General features: G+C 66.4%; 19 protein-coding genes. 4 read left to right on the top strand and 15 right to left on the bottom strand.

The genetic code is table 11. From position 1 onward, the window contains the following. Nucleotides 1–8: 8 nt before the first annotated feature. From ACFVVI_RS22620 to ACFVVI_RS22585, 8 genes are read right to left on the bottom strand one after another with little or no spacing between them, the layout of a single operon-like run. Nucleotides 9–1283 (bottom strand): MlaD family protein, encoded by a 1275-nt coding sequence (locus ACFVVI_RS22620; RefSeq protein ID WP_387446658.1) that lies wholly within the window; start codon nt 1281–1283, stop codon nt 9–11. Then, nucleotides 1280–2362, bottom strand: a complete 1083-nt coding sequence (locus ACFVVI_RS22615) for an MCE family protein (protein WP_378992874.1) — start codon at nt 2360–2362, stop codon at nt 1280–1282. The genes ACFVVI_RS22620 and ACFVVI_RS22615 overlap by 4 nt, the downstream gene beginning before the upstream one ends. Continuing rightward, nucleotides 2359–3453 carry an MCE family protein gene (locus ACFVVI_RS22610; RefSeq protein WP_387446657.1) on the bottom strand — a complete coding sequence of 365 codons (1095 nt, stop codon included), beginning with the start codon at nt 3451–3453 and terminating at the stop codon, nt 2359–2361. Before ACFVVI_RS22610 ends, ACFVVI_RS22615 begins: the two co-directional genes overlap by 4 nt. Next, on the bottom strand, nt 3453–4517 hold the full coding sequence (locus tag ACFVVI_RS22605) for an MCE family protein (RefSeq protein WP_387446656.1): 1065 nt from the start codon (nt 4515–4517) through the stop codon (nt 3453–3455). Before ACFVVI_RS22605 ends, ACFVVI_RS22610 begins: the two co-directional genes overlap by 1 nt. Beyond that, nucleotides 4517–5542 carry an MCE family protein gene (locus tag ACFVVI_RS22600; protein ID WP_387446655.1) on the bottom strand — a complete coding sequence of 342 codons (1026 nt, stop codon included), beginning with the start codon at nt 5540–5542 and terminating at the stop codon, nt 4517–4519. Before ACFVVI_RS22600 ends, ACFVVI_RS22605 begins: the two co-directional genes overlap by 1 nt. A 1-nt stretch (nt 5543) precedes the next feature. Then, nucleotides 5544–6884, bottom strand: coding sequence for an MlaD family protein (locus tag ACFVVI_RS22595; RefSeq protein WP_387446654.1), 1341 nt, complete (start codon nt 6882–6884; stop codon nt 5544–5546). A 9-nt stretch (nt 6885–6893) separates the two neighbouring features. Next, a complete protein-coding gene (locus ACFVVI_RS22590; RefSeq protein WP_378992868.1) occupies nt 6894–7757 on the bottom strand; it encodes an ABC transporter permease in 864 nt (287 codons plus the stop codon). Between the two features lies 1 nt (nt 7758). Next, a complete protein-coding gene (locus ACFVVI_RS22585) occupies nt 7759–8553 on the bottom strand; it encodes an MlaE family ABC transporter permease (RefSeq protein WP_378993009.1) in 795 nt (264 codons plus the stop codon). A gap of 299 nt (nt 8554–8852) precedes the next feature. Here ACFVVI_RS22585 and ACFVVI_RS22580 point away from each other — a divergent pair, with 299 nt between their 5' ends. Beyond that, a complete protein-coding gene (locus ACFVVI_RS22580) occupies nt 8853–9605 on the top strand; it encodes a TetR/AcrR family transcriptional regulator (protein WP_378992866.1) in 753 nt (250 codons plus the stop codon). A gap of 6 nt (nt 9606–9611) precedes the next feature. Here the strand turns inward: ACFVVI_RS22580 and ACFVVI_RS22575 are convergent, their stop codons facing one another. The 7 genes from ACFVVI_RS22575 to ACFVVI_RS22545 all read right to left on the bottom strand — a co-directional run bounded on the left by ACFVVI_RS22575 (nt 9612) and on the right by ACFVVI_RS22545 (nt 16058). Beyond that, nucleotides 9612–9827: a hypothetical protein gene (locus tag ACFVVI_RS22575; protein ID WP_378992864.1), complete on the bottom strand. Its 216-nt coding sequence runs from the start codon at nt 9825–9827 to the stop codon at nt 9612–9614. A gap of 13 nt (nt 9828–9840) precedes the next feature. After that, nucleotides 9841–10923: an oxygenase MpaB family protein gene (locus tag ACFVVI_RS22570; protein WP_378992862.1), complete on the bottom strand. Its 1083-nt coding sequence runs from the start codon at nt 10921–10923 to the stop codon at nt 9841–9843. Between the two features lie 480 nt (nt 10924–11403). Continuing rightward, complete coding sequence (locus ACFVVI_RS22565) at nt 11404–11934, bottom strand: carboxymuconolactone decarboxylase family protein (protein WP_387446651.1); 531 nt, start codon at nt 11932–11934, stop codon at nt 11404–11406. Further along, on the bottom strand, nt 11931–12467 hold the full coding sequence (locus tag ACFVVI_RS22560; RefSeq protein WP_387446649.1) for a VOC family protein: 537 nt from the start codon (nt 12465–12467) through the stop codon (nt 11931–11933). Before ACFVVI_RS22560 ends, ACFVVI_RS22565 begins: the two co-directional genes overlap by 4 nt. Nucleotides 12468–12524: 57 nt before the next feature. Then, the gene (locus ACFVVI_RS22555) at nt 12525–13319 is read right to left on the bottom strand and encodes an MBL fold metallo-hydrolase (protein ID WP_378992859.1); all 795 of its coding nucleotides are present in this window, start codon (nt 13317–13319) and stop codon (nt 12525–12527) included. Continuing rightward, entirely contained in the window at nt 13316–14908 is a 1593-nt protein-coding gene (locus ACFVVI_RS22550; protein ID WP_387446648.1) for a zinc-binding dehydrogenase, read from the bottom strand. Before ACFVVI_RS22550 ends, ACFVVI_RS22555 begins: the two co-directional genes overlap by 4 nt. Before the next feature lie 49 nt (nt 14909–14957). Continuing rightward, nucleotides 14958–16058, bottom strand: a complete 1101-nt coding sequence (locus ACFVVI_RS22545; RefSeq protein WP_378992856.1) for a hypothetical protein — start codon at nt 16056–16058, stop codon at nt 14958–14960. An 86-nt stretch (nt 16059–16144) separates the two neighbouring features. Between ACFVVI_RS22545 and ACFVVI_RS22540 the strand changes: the two genes are divergently transcribed. The 3 genes from ACFVVI_RS22540 to ACFVVI_RS22530 are packed head-to-tail and all read left to right on the top strand — an operon-like array spanning nt 16145 to nt 18012. Then, the gene (locus ACFVVI_RS22540; RefSeq protein WP_378992854.1) at nt 16145–16849 is read left to right on the top strand and encodes a TetR/AcrR family transcriptional regulator; all 705 of its coding nucleotides are present in this window, start codon (nt 16145–16147) and stop codon (nt 16847–16849) included. Continuing rightward, nucleotides 16846–16974 (top strand): hypothetical protein, encoded by a 129-nt coding sequence (locus tag ACFVVI_RS22535; RefSeq protein WP_387446647.1) that lies wholly within the window; start codon nt 16846–16848, stop codon nt 16972–16974. Before ACFVVI_RS22540 ends, ACFVVI_RS22535 begins: the two co-directional genes overlap by 4 nt. Before the next feature lie 39 nt (nt 16975–17013). Further along, nucleotides 17014–18012, top strand: coding sequence for an alpha/beta hydrolase (locus ACFVVI_RS22530; RefSeq protein ID WP_387446646.1), 999 nt, complete (start codon nt 17014–17016; stop codon nt 18010–18012). Nucleotides 18013–18271: the final 259 nt, after the last annotated feature.

Below are 18271 nucleotides of genomic sequence, written 5' to 3'. Positions count from 1 at the left end.
CAGGGGAATCAACGGCCGGGCAGCGGCACGGATCGCTCGTCGCCGGTGCTGCCCGGCGGCGGTCCGGCGGTGTTGTCGGGCGTATCGGGTCGTGGCGCGTTCGCCGACCCGCGGACCTGCTGCGCGGGATCGCTGGTGATGCAGTAGTTGTAGAGCCGGACGCTGCCGTCGGAGACGGTGGCGGGCGAGACCGGGATGGTGTCGTACTCGCAGAACGGTCGCGGCCAGATATCTACCATCGTGTGGAAGGCGTTGTCGTGCGCCGGAACTCCGAGCAGGGCTGTGCCCGATCGCAGGGCCGGGAACAGCGCCGTCAGCGCCGGTGTGCGCAGCCGGGCGGCCCGGGTGATGGCGCGCAGGTTGGTCACGAGGTTCGTGATCGGGTCGGTGGTCTCGGCGACCACGCCGCCGAGCGTCGCCAGCTGTCCTGGTCCGAGGTCGAGCAGGCGCCGCAGTTCCAGGTCGGCGGCGGCGAACTGCCCGAACAACACTCCCGACCCCTCGACGAGAGTGCGCAGGTCCGGCTGGGCGTGCGAGGTCGTCTCCGCGATGACGGACAGCTTCTCGACGAGATTGCGGGTTTGCGGAAGCAACTCCGTCATCCCCACCATGGCCTGACTGATCCCGCTGATCACGGTGCGCAGCTGGTTCGGCCCGCCGGCCAGCGCCTTGTCGAGTTCGGCGACGATGACGTTGAGCCGCTGCGGATTCAATCCGCCGATGAAATCGGCTGTGTTGGTGAGGAACTCGTCGATGGTGACCGGCGTCGAGGTCCGGTCCAGCTCGACGACCGCGCCGTCGGCCAGGTAGGGGGCGTCGTTGGAATCGGGCCGGATATCGAGGTACTGCTCCCCCGCCGCCGACAACCGGGCCACGACCACCGCGCCGCCCGCGGGAACGTGATAGCCGGCATCGATGTCGGCGACGGCGGTGACGCCGGTCTCGGACAGCTCCAAGGACCGCACCGTGCCCACGCGCACGCCGCGGAACGTGACATCGGAATGCTCGAGCAGCCCGCCGGACCCGGCCAGTTCCACCCGCACGGTGAAGGTGTCCCGCAGTGGATCGACCCGGACGACATCGACGAGCAGATATCCGCCGCTGACCAGCAGCGTCGTGACCAGGCCCGCGGCCGCGATGCCGTTGACGTGCCGGTTCGCCCAGGCCGCGGCCCGGAGCAGCAATTCGGCGGCGACTTCGAGCGCCACCCCGGCGAACCAGATGCCGAAGGTGAGGACGAGCGCCACGGTGTAGCGGACACCGCCACGGGGATATTCGTTCATCGCCCGCCACCCTGCAACCGGCCGAGGACCCGCGCGAGGACCTCGGCGAGACTGCCGACGAAGGCGCCGGGGTCCGATCCGTCGGGCAGCCTGCTCCCGTTCGGGTCGGTCAGGGCGCCGACGCTGAGGTAGGAGATCGTCGCCGCGACGGCGAGGCTCGTGCCCTGGGTGGTGGCCAGCAGCGACGGGTTCAGCGCGTGCAGCTGGTCGAGCGCGCCCGCCAGGTTGTCGCCCATCTGGGTGAAGCCGGTCATCAGAGCCTGCACGCTGTCGAAGAGCCCGACGAAGTCGGCGCTGCTGGTGGAGGTGAACTCGCCCAGCGCGCCGAGGGTGGTCGAGACCTCGGTGGTGAGCTCGGTGATCGCCCGGTTGTTCTCGGTGAGCACCGAGATCAGCGGCGGGAAGGTATCCGCGGCCTGGCCGAGCTCGGCCCTGCGCTGGTTGAGCGTGGCGCTGAGCGCATCGAGCCCGTGCAGAACGGCGTCGATCTGGCCGGTCCTTTCGTTGAGAGCGGTCAGGGTCGCGGTCAGTTCGGTGAGCAGATGCGAGAGCTGGGGCCCGCGTCCCGCGAACATCGAGTTCGACTCGCTGGTGATCCGGGCGACCTGGCTGAGCGCACCGCCGTTGAGCAGCATCGACAGCGACATCATCAGTTCCTCGACCGAGGCGCCCGCCGAGGTGTGGTCCTTGTCGATGACGTCGCCCTCGGCCAGCATCGGTGTGCCGGAACGGAGTTCGGGCAGCACGATGGCGACGTAGATGTCGCCCAGCGGGGTCGGCTGACGGAGTTCGGCCCGCGATCCGCGCGGCAGGCGCACGTCCGCGCGGATCTCGAGCTCGACCGTCGCCACGAAATCGGTGGTGTCGAGGCCGGTGACGACGCCGATGTCGGTGCCGCCGGTCTTCACGTGCGCGCGATCGGGCAGGTTCAGCGCGTTGTCGAACAGCGCCCGCACCGTGTAGGTGGGGCCGTCGAGACCGGGCTTGGGCAAGGGCATGGAGTCGACGGTCACCGTGCAGCCGGCGACCGAGCAGGCCGCCACCGCCAGCACCGCCGCACGCCACAGACGCCGGCTCATCGGGTCAGTCCCAGCAGCGCGGCGAACAGCCCGAAATCGGGGCCGAAGTCCTGCAGCCTGCCGGTTCGGCAGCCGTCGGCCCGTAGCTCGACCCGCTCGCAGAACAGCGAGAGCAGCTCGTTGTCGAGCAGGCTCTTGTCCGTCAGCAGGTGAAGACGAACGGCCCGGGCTTCGGGGCTCACCGCGTTACCCAGGTTGCCGAGGAACAGCGGGGCGATGTCGACGATCTCGGTGAGTCCTCGCGCGTGGTCGCGCATCTGCGCGGTGATCGTGATCAGTCGCAGCAATGCGTCGGTCAGCGGTTGCTTGTTCTCCCCGACGACAGCGCTGGTGTTGGCGACGAAGTCGTTGATCTGGGTGAGCACCGCCTGCAGCCCCGGGGACTGCTCGCGCATCAGGGTGACCAGCTGGGTGAGCCGGGCACTGAAGTCGCGGACCGTCGCGTCGTTGTCGGCGAGGATCTGGGTGACGTCGTTGAGCCGGACGATCGCGTTGGAGATCTGGTCCTTGTTGGCCAGGGTCACCTCGAAGGCGCCGGAGAGCGCGTCCAGGGTCTCCCTGATGCGGTCACCGTTGCCGTCGAGCAGCGGGAACAGCACCCGGCTCGCCATCGGACCGTCGGAGTTGTTGCCCGCCAGTGCCTTTCCGATGTCGTCGAAATTGCGGAGAATCCGGTCCAGCTCGACGGGTGTCCTGGTGCGGGCGAACGGAATGTGGCTGCCGTCGAGCAAGGTGGGACCGCCGGTGTAGGCGGGGGTGAGTTCGATGTGGCGGTTGGTGATCATCTGCGGGGAGACCAGCGCCGCGATCACGTCGGCGGGCAGGTCGACCTCGGGATCGACCACCATGTGCACCTGCACGTACTCGCCCTTGGGGACCAGCTCGGTCACCCGGCCCACCGGCATCCCGAGAACGGAGACTTCGTTGCCGACGTACAGGCCGGCGACATTCTCGAAATCCGCCGTGATCGTCTTCTCCTCGCCGAGCAGCCGGTCCGGCAGCGAGGTCAGGCTGTGTGGCAGCGCCGAGCAGCCCGACAACAGGACTGCGACAGCGGCGAGGACGGCCATCCGGACGAATGTCGTGCGCATCAGCGGCAACCTTCCACGGCCTGAACGGCACACAGCCAGTTGTCGGGGAACATCCATGGCAGATAGATCTCCCCGTAGGGGCCGTTTCCGAGAGTGTTGTTGAACTGCCGGAGCGTGACCGGCATGATCTGGAACAGGTTGTCCAGATTGGCTTTGTTGTTCTGCAGGCCCGTCGACATCGTGTTCAGATCGGCGATCAACGGTGCGAGCTGTCCCCCGTTGTCGATGCCCATCGCCTGCAGGTCCTTCGAGACCGCGGCGATACTGTCCAGGAGCTGGGTGACCAAGGATTGTCGTCGGGCGACCGCGTCACCGATGGCCTGACCACGGGTCAACAGCACGAGCACGGCGTTCTGGTTGTCGGACACCACGCTCGAGACCTTGTCGATATTGCGCAGCAGCTGCTCGACCTCGTCCCGGCGATCGCTGATGACCGCGGCCAGCGACCCCACCGAATCCAGTGCCGCCGCGGTCAATTGCGGCGAGTCGCCCATCTGCCGGGCGAGTGCGTCCAGCGAGGCCCGCAAGGCCACGGGGTCCATCCGTTCGAGGTGCTCGAAGGAGTGGGTGTATTTGCCGTCGTTGACGACCTTGGCCAGGTTGTACGGAACCTCGGTCCGGTCCAGGGGAATTCGGCGGCTTTCGGGCGCCGAGAGCGCGCCGGGATCGAGCTCGACATGCATCCGGCCCAGGATCGTCGACATCTTGATCGCGGCCTTGGCGTCGTCGCCGATCCGGATGCCGTTGTCGATCGAGAGCGCGGCTTCGATCCGGTCGCCCGCCAGCCGCGTCGACTTCACCGTGCCCACTTCGATGCCCGCGATATCGACACTGTCGCCTTGGCGGAGCCCGGCGGTCTGGGCGAACTCGGCGTACACGGTCCGATTGCCCAGGTCGAACTGGGTGAGCGCGCTCGAACCGAACAGCAGGACCACCACCGCCGCGCCCGCACCAAGGCCGAGCCACCAGTGGCGATTGCCCGAATAGCTCGGTATCGCCTGCCACATTCGCTGCACGACGGACACCAGCGGTCGCAGGAGCTCGGGTGGTCGGGGGGAGTTCATTACCGGCATACCTCCGAATGGGAATTGCCACCGATCTGGTTGAACATCCCGGGCGGAAGCAGCACACCCCACAGCGAAACATCCAGACTGCAGACGTAGGAGTTGATGTAGGTGCCGTTGCCGCTGATCCGGGCGAGACCCGCCAGGACGAAAGGCAGTTCGGCGGCGGTGATGTCGAGTCGTGCGCCGTTGGAGATCAGCAGGCGCACACCTTCGTTCGCGGACTGTTGCGCCTGCGCGAGTCCGGGTCTGATCCGGGTGATGAGATCGGCCAGCTGCCTGGTCGACCCCGACGCCTGGTCGACCGCGGTCGCGAGCGTCGTGCCCTGCTCGTAGAGGTCGACCGTCAGCGTGCGGGTCTGGGTGATCAGCGTTTCCAGCTCACCACTGCGATGGGCCAGACCCTCCACCACGCCACCGAGATTGGTGATCACCTGGCCGAGGATCTCGTCGCGGTCGCGGAAAGTACTGGCGAGCTGCGCCGCCTGGGTGACCAGCGCGCTCAGCGACACTCCGTCACCTTGCAGCGCTTGAATCAGCGTGTGCGACAACGAGTTGATGTCGTCGGGCTCCAGGGTGGCGAACAGTGGTTCGAATCCCGCCAGCACCGTGGACACGTCGAAGGACGATTCGGTGCGCTCGTAGGGAATCGCCCCGTCCGGTGGCAGCCGGTCCCCGCCTCGGTCTCCGGCGGCCAGCGCGACATATCGCTGCCCGATCAGGTTCTGATAGCGGATCAGCGCCTTGGTCGTGGTGGTGAGCTGCTGGCGCGACTGCACACGCAGCACCACCGACGCGCGCCGATCCGCGTCGAGTTCGATGGAATCTACGCGGCCGACCCGGATTCCGGCCATCCGGACGTCGTCGCCCATGCGCAGCCCGAGGACATTGCCGAATGTCGCGGTATAGCGGACGGTGTCGCCGCTGACTCCGCGCTGCAAGGTCGAGAAGATCGTGTAGCTCGCGACCAGTGCCAGTCCGACGAACAGCGTCAGGATCAGCACGGCGGTGCGGGTTTTCATCATGTCAGTTCCCCCCTGGCGCTGGGTTGGAGTAGGTGAGCTGCACTACACCGTCGGCCAGGACCGGCGTGAGCAGCACCAGCTGCGCGGCGTTCGGCGGTCGCCCGACGAGCGCCTCGATGGCCTCGACGCCCTGCAGGGACGCCGGCGCGGAGGCCGGGGCCGTCAGGCCGGGAATCGCCGGGAGCGTGGGGAGACCGGGAACGACGGCCGGCGGGCCTGCCGCTTCCAGCCGCCGCGGCAGCAGCTGGGTCGGAATATGTTGTTCCGGCGCGGTATACGGCACCGAGGGGCCGCCGCATCGCGGCCCGGCGAGGTTGCCGTAGCGGGGGCAGTCCGCGGCGGTGTACTGGGTGAAGGGCGTGAAGCTCACGTCGACGGCCCAGCGCATCTGCCGGTCGGGTCCCCAGTTGAAGACCGTCGCCAGCCTGCTCAGCGCGGTATTGAGGTTGGCGACCGCGGCGCCGATGGCGCCGGAGTCGGCGGCCAGCGCGCCGAAGGTCTCGTGCAGCCCGCCGACCAGTTCCGGGCCCGCCTCCGGATTGCGTTCGAACAGGGTGTTGGTGACCCCGACCGCGCCGCGGGCGGCGGTCAGCAGCGCGATCAGGTTCGCCCGCTTCTCGGTGAGGGTGCGCGCCGCGGTCACCGACGCGACGAGAGTGTCGACCAGCTGCGGCGCCGACTCGTTGACCGCCGACGCCGCGGCGCCGAGGTCGCCGAGCAGGTCGCCGATCCCCGGCGTCGCCCTGACCTGTGTGGTCCAGGTGTCGAGTCGTTCGATGGTGGAGCCGGGCATCCGGTAGCTGGGGTCGAGCGCGTCGGCGAGCGTGCCCAGGACGGTGGCCAGCCGGATCGGGTCGATGGCGTCGAGGACGGTCCGCAGGGTGGTCAGGGTCGTCTGCAACTGGGCACCCACCTCGCTGGTGTCCTGCGCGATGGTCGCTCCGTCGCGCAGCCGGTCCGGCGAGGGTCCGTTGTCGATGAGTTCCACCGCCGTGACGCCGAAGATGTTGTTCGGCACCACCCGGGCGGTGACCGTGGCGGGAATGCGCTGGGCCATCGGCGGTTCGATGCGCAACAGCATGTTCTGGCGTTCACCTCTGGCGGCGATGTCGGTGCGGGCGACCTGGCCGACCAGCACGCCGCGGAAGGTGACATCGGCGCGCGCGGGGACGCCGTCGCCGGTGCTGGTCATGGCCGCGGTCACCTCGACGGTGTCGAGGAACTTGCCGTTGTAGCGCAGTCCGAGCAGGTAGACGGTGGTGGCGATGAGCACGCCGATGAGCACGCCGAGCAGGCCGAGGCGCAGCGCGCTCGGGCCACGCCCGCTGGGGTCGATGATCATGATCGAGGCCTATCCCGTGATCCTGATGCCCGGGTCGATCCCCCAGATCGACAGGGAGAACAGGAGATTGATGAACACGACCGTGACGATGGTCATCCGGATCGCCCGGCCGGACGCGACTCCGACGCCTTCGGGTCCGCCCGCCGCGGTGTAGCCGTAGTAGCACTGGATGAAGGTCGCCACGGCGGCGAAGACGATGATCTTGAGGATCGAGTAGGCCACGTCCACCGGGTCGAGGAACTGGTGGAAGTAGTGGTCGTAGGTGCCCAGCGTCGTCCCGCCGAGAAAGGCCACGGTGAACCTCGTCGCGATGTAGGCGATGGCCAGGCCCGCGGTGTAGAGCGGCACGATGGCGACGACGGCCGCCAGCATGCGCGTGGTGATCAGGTAGGGCAGCGGCCGGATGGCGATCGACTCCAGGGCGTCGATCTCCTCGGAGATCCGCATCGAACCCAGCTGCGCGGTGAATCGGCACCCGGCCTGGGCGCCGAAAGCCAGGGTCGCCAGCAGCGGTGCCAACTCCCGCGTCGTGGCGAATCCGGAGATCGCGCCGGTGAGCGGGCTCATGGTGAGCAGGTTCAGCGCGGTGTGCGATTCCATGCCGACGGTGATTCCGCCGAACCCGCACAGGATGACCACGACGCCGATCACCCCGCCGCCGACGATCAAGGAGCCGTTGCCGAAGCTCACATCGGTGATCAGCCGCAGCAGCTCCTTCCGATAGTGCTTGAGCACGAACGGAATCGCGGCGATTGCTTGAAGGAACACCAGTCCTTGATGACCGAGGCGCACCGGAACGGTCGCGGGCGCTGCGGCGGCGGCGCGCAGCCGGCGCACCGGACGCAGCAGGGGTGGCACGTAACCCGAGGCCATCTCAGAGCACCTTCGACGGGAACACAGCGTTGTAGAGCTGCGTGAGGATGATGTTGGCCGCGAACAGGACGATCGCGGAGTTGACGACCGCCGAGTTCACCGCGTTCGCCACGCCCGCCGGTCCGCCGCGGGTGTGCAGCCCGGTGTCGCAGGCGATGATCGCCGCCAGCGCGCCGAAGACCGTGGCCTTGACCATGGCGACGACCAGATCGCCGGCCACCGCGAACGAGGCGAAGGTACCGATGTACGAGCCCGGCGTCCCATCCTGGATATAGACGTTGAACACATAGCCGGTCGCGAAGCCGACGAACACGACCAGCCCGCACAGCAAGGTGCTGACCACGACCGCCGCCGCGAGGCGGGGGGCGACCAGGCGACGGACCGGATCGACGCCCATCACGACCATGGCGTCGATCTCCTCCCGGATGGTGCGCGAACCGAGATCCGCGCAGATCGCCGACCCCACCGCGCCGGCGATCATCAGCGAGGTCACGAGCGGGGCGCCCTGGCGGATGATTCCCAGTCCGTTGACCGCGCCGATGAAGGTGGTCGCCCCGACCTGGCTGACGAGCGAGCCGACCTGGATCGACACCACCACCGCGATGGGAATCGCGACCAGCAGTGTCGGTGTCGCCGACACACTGGCCATGAACGCGCACTGCTTGACGAATTCCGTGGTGGGAAACCGCCGGGTGAACAGGGCGCGGACCAGTTCGGCGAGTGCCCGGCCGGTCATCAGTACCTGGCGCCCGGCCGTCTCGACGGCGCGTTGCGGGTGTTCGCGCCAGTAGGTCAGCCCGAAGGCGACGACCTGATCACGGGCATCACCGCCTCCTGGCGGAGCTGTTGTCCCGGTATCGAATTCACCAGAAATCCTGGTCGACGGCTGCTGCACGATTGTTCACTCTCGCCGGTTGCTGATGGGTCGGACCGATTTGCTGCCGGCGCGGCTCCGAGGCACGAGCTCGGTGCGACGCCTGGATTCCCCGGAAGTTTTCTACGTTGCCGTAGTTATGAATTACTACGCTAAAGTAGATATGTGGACACTAACAGCGCCGCTCACGCGGCACCAGAGCTTTGGGGGATCATTTCCTGATGAGCATCGAAGAGGGCACCGACGGCGTCTGGCGGATCGCCCCGCCGCAACCTGCCCGGCCGCGGCGTCGCAACGGCCCGCGACTACCGCCGGAGGAACGCCGCGAGCAGCTGCTGGACGCGGCCCGCGAAGTCACCGGTCGTGACGGATTGGCCGAGCTCACGATGCAAGCGGTGGCCAAACAAGCCGGCGTCGCCAAACCTGTGCTGTATGCGATCTACCCCACCGCGCCCCAGTTGCTCGACGCGCTGTTGCGGCGCGAACACACCAGGGGAATCGCGCAGGTCCTCGAGGCATTACCAGCGGATTTCGACGATTCCGACCCGGACGTGGAGTACGAGGAAGCGGTCATCGCCTTCCTCACCGCGGTCCAGGACGATCCGGTTCGCTGGCGGTTGATCCTCATGCCCGCCGACGGAGCCCCTGCCTCTTATCGCGGACTGCTCGCCGATGCCAGGGAGAAGGTCATCGCACGCTGCGCCCAACTGCTCGAGACAGGCATCGCGCGGCGCGGTGGCCCCAAGGACGTGGACGTCGAACTGGCCAGTCGCGTCATGCTCGGGTTCATCGAATCGCTCGGCAGGCTGGTCTTGTCGAATCCGGAACTCGCTTCTCCCCAAGCACTTCGGCCCGCGGTGCGGGCACTGACTCGAACCTTGCCCAAGGACGACACGGGAACTCGGATCATCCCGTCCGGCGGATCGGTGGTCTCGGCCTGGCAGGCCGACAACACGGAGACACTTCCCGACTGACCGGCGTCAGCGTAGCTGGATATCGGAGATCACCAACGGCGGCCAGGCGATGATCTCACCGATCGCCGAGAACAGCTTGTCGAAGCCGTGCAGATCGTCGAGGTGCTCATGGTGGGCCCCCAGCCAGAACAGCCCGATCAGGAAGTACGGCACTCCGAAGGCGATGCCGAGGAAGATGAGCTGGCGAAGGCTGATCCGATAGCCCAGCAGTTCTTTGATCATCAGAACGCACCCCTCACGCGATCTCGCCGAGCACGGCCTGGGACTCGATCAGACCCTGGTCGTCCGGCGCTTCCCCGCGGCCGAAGACCCGGGCCCGCTGCTTGTCCCGCAGCGCTTGATGGGCGAGCGCGGGAATGTCGTAGCCGTAGAGCTCTTGCGCTTGCCGAGGGGTCATCGTGGTCGTGCTCGCGGGCGGAATCTTCAGCAGCACTGGACCCGCCACCGCCACCGTCATCGGCGAGATCAAGCGCAGCAGCTGAATTTGCAGGCGCGCGTTGAGACTCACCAGAGTGAAGGCAACGCTCATCGGCGTCGTGACGAGCGCGTCGAGCAGCCTACCCTTCGGCAATCCGGCCATCTCCCGCATCCATCGCGGCATGGTGGCCAGGGTGCCCCGGCGCAGGAAGGCGTACACGATCTTGAACATCGGCCGGACCAGGAGCGGGATCTCCGGCATCATCACCTCCGCCTGCAGCAGGTGGCGCATCGCCTTGCGGGCGATGTCGGACCCGATCAGCTGCGGGCGCATCTGCTCGAAGTACTCGCTGATCCCGGCCCTGGTGCGCGGCACATCCGCCGGGTCACAAGTCTGTAGTTCCGCCGCTCGCGCGCACTCCGCCCAGTACTGCAGTTCGTCGGCCTCGCTGAGCCGGCCGGGACCGTACTTCTCGTAGGCGACGAGGATGGAATGCCATGCGGTCAGGTGGATCCACAGCTGCGACTGCGGATTGTTCGCGTCGTAGGACTGCTTGGTGACGGGGTCGACGCCGATACCCTTGGAGTGGATCTTCACCAGAATGTCGGCCGCGTGCGCGGTCGACCGGCTGTCGGCGAACAGCACCATAGCGAAATATCGCAGCGTGCGGTCGTATCGGGTACGAGGACGGTCGTAGATCGCATGGGTGGCGTCCACCGAGGCCACCAGCGCCGGATCCAGCTCCTCGATCACCACCGCACGCTGGAAGCCGATCGTCAAACTGGTCGGGTAACTCCAGACTTGCCACGCGACCGACTCCGGGCCGAAGAAGCCGTAGTCCTCCGCGGGCGTCAGCGGGGGAAGCGACAGCCACTCACGCAAGGAAGCAATTGTTGCCATTGCAGGGTTTCCAATCCATTTTCTACGACTACGTAGAAGTATTACTACGTGTGAGTAGGAATACTAGACCGCCTGCGAGTCCCGAGTCAACGGTTCACGGGGATTTTCCGCTCATTGACCCAGACAGCTAAGGCATGGGTGCACTGCCCAAACAGGCAGATCCAGCCCTACTCTGCACAAGATGCCCCCCGACTTCATGGACAAATACCTTCCAAAGATCCGATCAGATCCAGACTGCCACCCAACTGACTGAGACAGCTACTCCCATTTTCGGACATGGGGGGAGATCCTGCGCTGACGCGGGCACGCGGAGAGTTGTCACGATCGACCTCGCCGATTCTCACACTCAGCGAGCAGCCCCCGGGGCCTAGAATGATCTGTCACTGTGACAGCAGTCCCCGCCTTCACAAACGGCTCTGCGACCGAATGCCCCGAACTCGATCGAGCTCGGGGCATTCGTCATTTCGGACCTCGCCGCGCCTACGCTTCGCCCTCGGTGGTGACCTCGAAGGTGTTGAGGAAGTTGCAGACGAGTTGGTAGAACCCGACGGTGAGGACGAAATCGGCTAGTTCGGTGACGCTGAACAGTTCCAGCGCTTCGGTCCGAGCCACCGCGCCGAGCGTGTGCCGGTCGAGGATCGTATCCGTCCAGCGGAGCACCGCAGCTTCCTCGGATCGGAGCCCTTCGCCGCCGCCGGTGGCGGCAGCGGCGATCGCGTCCTCGCTGAGCCCGACCGCGCGCGCGAACTTCTCGTGGTGGTGCAGTTCGTAGGGCGCTGCGTAGACGTGGCCGACGCGCAAGATCGCCAGCTCGCGCAGCGGGAAAGGGACAGAGTTGGTTTGCAGCATGGCGTCTGCCATGGTCAGAAAGCTCAGGCCCATGCCGTGGGAGTGAGCGACCATACGATAGATGTTGGCCGTGTGGGTGGACAGCGCTTCTCGGAGCGCGTCGGGCAGGGCCGCGGGGTCGGGGAAGTTGATGGTCGTCATGGTGTTCTCTTCTGTGGTCATGCGAGCTTGTCGACTTCGCCGCGGATGGGCTCGCTGCCGTCCCAGGTCTGCGCGACTTCCCGGATGTAGCGGAAGAATTGGCCTTTGGGGCCGCTGATGTCGGAGATTTCGATGATGTGGCCGAAGGTCTTCTCGGTGTCGAAGTAGGCGAAGCGGCCGAGGTCACCGCCGATCGACCCTTCGTGGCCTACCTCGTAGCCCAGCGCCAGCGCCTTGTCGTAGAGCGCTTGGTAGTTGTCGGTCCAGTAGGCGATGTGCTGCAAGCCTTCGCGCCCGGAGTCGAGGAATTCCCGGTAGAGCGACGGCGCGTCGTTGCGCGGCTGGATCAGCTCGATCTGCACGTCACCCGAATTGGCCAGCGCCACGCTCATTTTCAGCGGCGAATCGCTGCCGCGATAGGTGAAGTAGTCGGTCTCTACGTCGTGGACATAGAACCAGGGGCCTACGCCCTGTGCGATCCATCGGTGCATCTCTGCGTTGATGTCGCGTACGACATAGCCCATTTGGGTGACACTGCCGAAGATCCGGCTCATAGCGATCTCGCTTTCTGTTCGAAGGGTTCGCCGAGGCATGCGCCCGGCGAGCTTGATTCAGCGGCGTCCCAGTGCCCGATCGAGTAGGTACGGATCGTGGGCATTGATCAGGAGCAGGTCGGGGTCGGCGGCGGTCCACAGCTCGGCGAGACGTTCGTGGTTGGCCTTGACCCTGGTCCAGTCGGCGGCGATGACACGTTCCATCGCGGTGAGAGCCCTTGGCGCGGAACGGGACCCATCGAGCTGGCCGTGGTGATAGAAGGAATCGCCGACATGCAGAATCCAGCGATCACCGGCGTCGACCGCCACCGCCGCGTGACCCCGGCTGTGGCCGGGGAGATTGATCAGCACGATCCCGGGTGAGATGCCGGTGAGCTCTTCCGCACCGGCGAACCCGCGCCATGACTCCCCCGCGGCCGGTGTGTACTCGACGAGGACCGGGTGGTGGGAGCGCTGTGCGGGGAGGTAGCGGCCGCGTTCGATCAGCGTGCGCGGATGCCGGGAAGCGAAGGCCTCTGCCGCGGTGAGGTGCACCCGGGCCCAAGGGAAGTCGGCTAAACCGCCGGCATGGTCGGCGTCGAAGTGGGTGAGCACGATGTGGCGCACATCGTGGGGATCGAAGCCGAGCCTCTGGATCTGCGTGATCGCGGCCTCGGCCGGGTCGAAGACGGGTCGGACGTACCAGCGGCCCGCACCGAACCTCGGCCCCGGAGAACGGGAGTCCTGTAACCCCAGGCCCGCATCCACGAGCACGAGCCCTCGCGGTGTTTCCACCAGCAGCACGTGACAGACCAGCCCGCCGGGAGTCGCGGGTGGGTGCATGGTTCCGCAGTTGAGGTGATGGACCTTCATCCGCCCAGTGCTGCCTTCATCTCGTCCATCGCCGCGGGATCGCCGCTGAGCAAGGCCGGATCGATGACCTGGATCGGGTGGGTGCCGTCCCAGTTCGCCGCCGCGACCTTGATCAGGTCGAAGACGAACTTCTTCGATCCGCTCAGATCCGAGATCTCGACGACGGTGCCGGGATGATGTTCGGTCTCCAGGTAGGCGAATCGACCTGTCGGACCGCCGATTTCGCCTTCCTGTCCGACAGTGAACCCGGCGGCCAGCGCTCGGTCGTAGAGTTCCTGATAGTTCTCCGCCCAGTAGGCGATGTGCTGCACGCCTTCGTGGCCGGCGTCGAGAAAGTCCTTGTACATCGACGGTTCCGCGTTCACGGGCTGAATGAGCTCGAGCTGGATGTCGCCGCTGTTGGCGACCGCGACATCCATCACCATGCCCGACGGCTCACCGCGATAGGTGAAGTTCCCCGGCCGCAGGCCGCGCAGATGAAACCAGGGCCCGATTCCGCTGTCGATGAATCCGCGCAGGGACGACTCGAGATCACGGACGACATAACCGATCTGGCGAATGGTGCCGAACATGTTGGCCCGCGGTGACGGTGCCGGAGCGGGCCCGGTATGCGCGTCGGCGAAGGACAAGATGATCTTGCCGACCGCCGAGTTCCGCCGGAGCCGCTCGGCCGCGTGCTCGGCTTGTTCGGGGGCGAAAACGGCGTCCACGCGTGGGCTGATCGTTCCCGCGGCGACCGCGGGAAGGACCTGCGAGGTCAGCGCGGCGACTACCTCGGCCAGCTCGGCACGGGTGCGGATGCTGAAGGTAGTGCCGAGCAGTCGCTGGCGACGGAAAGCAATCGTGTCCAGATCGAGGGTGGTCGTGGCGCCGGCAAGTCGGCCGATACTGACGATGGCGCCGCCGATCGCGGTGGCAGCGGGCAGCTGCGCGAAGAGTTCACCGCCGACATGGTCGAGGGTGATATCGACGCCGTTGCCGTTCGTCGCGGATGCCACCGCTGCCGCGAGATCCTCACCGGTGGTATCGACAGCGAGGTCTGCGCCCGCGGCGGTGAGTGCGTCTCGCTTGTCCGCGCTGGTGGTGGTCGCGATGACGGTGCTCGCGCCGAGTGCTTTGGCGAGTTGAATGCCGACCAGCCCGATCGAGCTGGTCCCACCGACGATCAGCACGCTGTTGCCCGCGACGAAACCCGCCTGGCTGACCAGCGCGTCGTGTTCGGTGATCAGCCCGATCGGCAAGGACGCGGCCTCCTCGAAGCTCAGCCCCTCAGGGATGGGCACGAGTAACCGTGGATCACACAGCGCGTAGTCGGCGAAGCCGCCGATCGTGATCCCCATGACCCGAGTCCCCGCGCACAGATGTGGTGCGAGCGGACTCGACGTCTCCACAATGCCCGCTACTTCCATGCCCGCGGTGAATTCACCCGGCTGCTGGGAGTTGGCAGAGTAGTTACCTTCCAGGGCGTAGAGGTCGGCGCGGTTCAGCCCGGCGGCCATCACCTGAATGCGGACCGCACCGAGTTGGTGCGGAGTATCGATATCGCGCAGCTGCCAGTGGGGTCCGGCGCCGCCGATGAGTGCACGCATGTGCGGGATTCCTTTCACAGCATTGTGGAATGGCTGGTTGGCCCTGAGGTCACCGGTGCGTGATCGCACCGTGGGTGAATGTCGGTGAGGTACCAGGATTGGTCCACGCCGCTGTCAGCTCGCTCGACGGGAAGAACTGCACGAAGCGGGAATCACGTTGGCTTCGATCGGCCAGCGTCTTCTCCAAGATGATCGAGTTGTATTGATCGACAGTGGTTTCGATGGTGTTGGCATTGAGCACGATCTCCTGTCCCCACTCCCGCGCCCAACGCGCGATCCCGGGCATCCGGGAGAACTCCGGGGTGAGGCATTCCGCAGCGATGACGTTCTCACTGCTGACCCAGACCCCGGTGGAGGTCTGGAGCACCAAGCTCTGGTTACCGAAGACGTGGCCGGGGGTTTTCACCACCGCGACGCCGGGACCGAGCACCACCGACCCGTCGATGGGCAGGAACGACTCCGGCGACACATCGCGGTAGGCCCCGGGCTGATACCACGGGCGCTGCATCGGGTGCAGATCCGCCATCGCGGCCAGTTCGTCACGCTGCACGATGACCTTCGCGCGCGGGAAAACGGGTTTCGGTTGCTCGCCGAGGTCGGCCTGGTGCGTGGTGGTGCCGATCCAGCGGCGCAGGTCCTGGGTATGCAGGTGGTCGAACATCAGATAATCGACCTCGGCCGGATCGATTCCGAGGCGGGACAGGTGCTCGACCACAGTGCCGTGTTCGGTCACCATCCGTTTCGACACCATGGCGGGGGTCCGTTCGGCGAGCTTGTCGAAGTACGGCGTGTAGCGGCCGAGTTCGACATCGCTGGGCTCGAAGAGCAGCACCCGTGGCGTCCCGTCGCTCGCACGCCACCTGATGACCAACATCCGGTTGGTGATCGCGAGGAACGGCGCTATCGCGCGGGACGCGCGGAACAAGCCGAACCGTGTCGGATACGGCAGGGTGACCAGGTCACAGGTCGTGACGCTGTCGGGAGTGCCGGTTCCGAGGAACTCTTGCCTGAACGCCACCGCCTGGGCCCGGATCGCGGTGAGCCGGGCACCCGGACCACCAGAGATCGCCGAGAGGTCGGTCAGGCTGTCGACCCGCACACCAACACTCGCCAGATCCAGCACATCGCCTTGATGCCAGGGCATCCGCATCGATTTCACCTCACGTCATTAATTCCACGGTGTGGGATTAATGACAGATTAAACCCACACCGTGGAAATATGCAAGAGTGGGTTTAATGAACGCCATGACCGACGCGACAACAGGCCTGCGGCAACCCCGACGAGGCCGTCCGCCGAAGACTCAGGCCCAGCTTTCACGCACCGCGATCCGCGAGGCCGCGCTCTCGGTCATCGACGCCGAGGGCACAGACGCCGTCAGCATGCGGTCGGTCAGCCGGGTCCTGGGGGTCGACGCCAAAAGCCTCTACCACTACGTCGAGGACAAAGGCGATCTGCTCGACGCTGTCGCCGAGCATGTACTCGAACAACTACGCCCGCCGGAATCGACCGACTCGATCGAGCGCGATATTCGCGCGTGGGCCAACGAATTCCGCCGAATCACCCTCGCCCACCCCCAGGCCGCGACGCTGGTGCTGACCCGCCAACTCTCCTCGACAGTCGGCCTTGCCCCCGTCGAAGGAATCCTTACCGTGCTACGACGCACGGGCCGCAGCCCCGAGGAGGCGGTCCATCTCATGCGCACGCTGCTGGCAACGCTCATCGGAACATTGCTGCGCGAGGCCGCAGCCGGACCGACGTTCGGGTCGGAAGACCCCACCCAAATCGCCGAGCGTCAGTCCACGCTCGAAGGATCGGGGCTGCCGCAGATCGGACTCGCCGCACCGTTTCTCGCCCGATTCGACCGCGATCGCGAGTTCGACTTCACAGTCGACCTGATCGTCCGCCTCGCCACCACCCCGATATCACCGGCAAGCCCATGAGCCGCACCGACACCGCCGATCGGCCGGAAGACGTGACGATGCGCATCCCATTCGACGTCGCCGAGAACACGACGAAGCACCGGAACCTGTTCTACCGTAACAAGATTCGAGTTTTCACCGGTTAGCCTTGTGGCCCGGCAACCGACCGTGGCCGGGAGGACCTGATGACAGCGTCACCAACTCGACTCCGCACCCTGCACCGCCGACTACTCGGCTTGGTCACCACACTCGGCATCGTCGCCGCACTCACCGCACCCGGTGTCGCCTCCGCGGCCACCGCGACAGTGGATCATCGCATCACCCGCAGCGACCGCTGGGAGCAGCTCTACGTCTTCTCCCCCGCCATGGGCCGCGTCGTCGGGCTCGACATCCTGCACCCCACCGGCACCGCCCCACGCCCGACGCTGTACCTGCTCGACGGCACCGGCGCCGACAACAATCAAACGCAGAGCACCTGGACCCTGCGCACCGACGCCACCCGCTTCTTCGCCGACAAGAACGTCAACGTGGTCATGCCGATCGGCGGCGGCGGCACCTTCTACACCGATTGGCTCGACGACGACACCGTCCTCGGACACAACCGCTGGGAAACCTTCCTCACCCGCGAACTACCACCGCTGATCGACCGAGAACTGAGGGGCAACGGCAAGAACGCGGTCGCGGGGCTGTCGATGGGCGGCCACGCGGCAGCCACCCTGGCCTTCCGCAACCCCGGACTCTACCGAGCCGTCGGCGTCTACAGCGGCTGCCTGCTCACCTCGGGCGTCGGACAACCGATGGTGCGCGCCACCGTCCACAACCGAGGTGGCAACCCCGACAACATGTGGGGCGGATCGCTGGACCCGGGATGGGCAGCCCACGACCCGACCGAACACCTCGACGCACTCCGCGATACCACCGTCTACATGTCGGTCGGCAGCGGCACCCCAGGCCCCGCCGACGTCGACTTCGACCCGAGCTTCTCCTACCCCATCGACCTGTTCGGCGCGATCAGCCTCGAAGAAGGCGCACTCAACTGCACCCGCACCGTCGAAAAGACCATGCGCACCGCCGGCCTCACACCGACCGTGCGCTACACCCTGTTCGGCACCCACGCATGGCCGTACTGGCAAGACGCACTCCACAGTTCCTGGCCGACCCTGCGCACCGGATTAGGTCTGTAACCACCTGGGACCACCCGACCGAGCCGACAAGCGCTGCCGGGCTGGACCGGGTGGTGAGCCGGAAGTCGTTGTCACGGACGGGGTGTTGAGCATCCGCTTCGTTGGCAGTCGGTCCGAACTGCGTCTGCCTGATCTGCGTCTGGATGGTCTCGAGAAACGAATCTCGGGGTGAACTTCGCGGCGGTCGGCCTCGGTGTGGAGGTCGGCCGCTGCGTCTTCGTCCGGCAGCTGGATCCAGTGCACGCAGCGGATCAGTATG

The organism is Nocardia sp. NPDC058114, assembly GCF_042884695.1.
GTDB lineage: Bacteria > Actinomycetota > Actinomycetes > Mycobacteriales > Mycobacteriaceae > Nocardia.
This window is presented reverse-complemented; position numbering and strand designations above follow the sequence as displayed.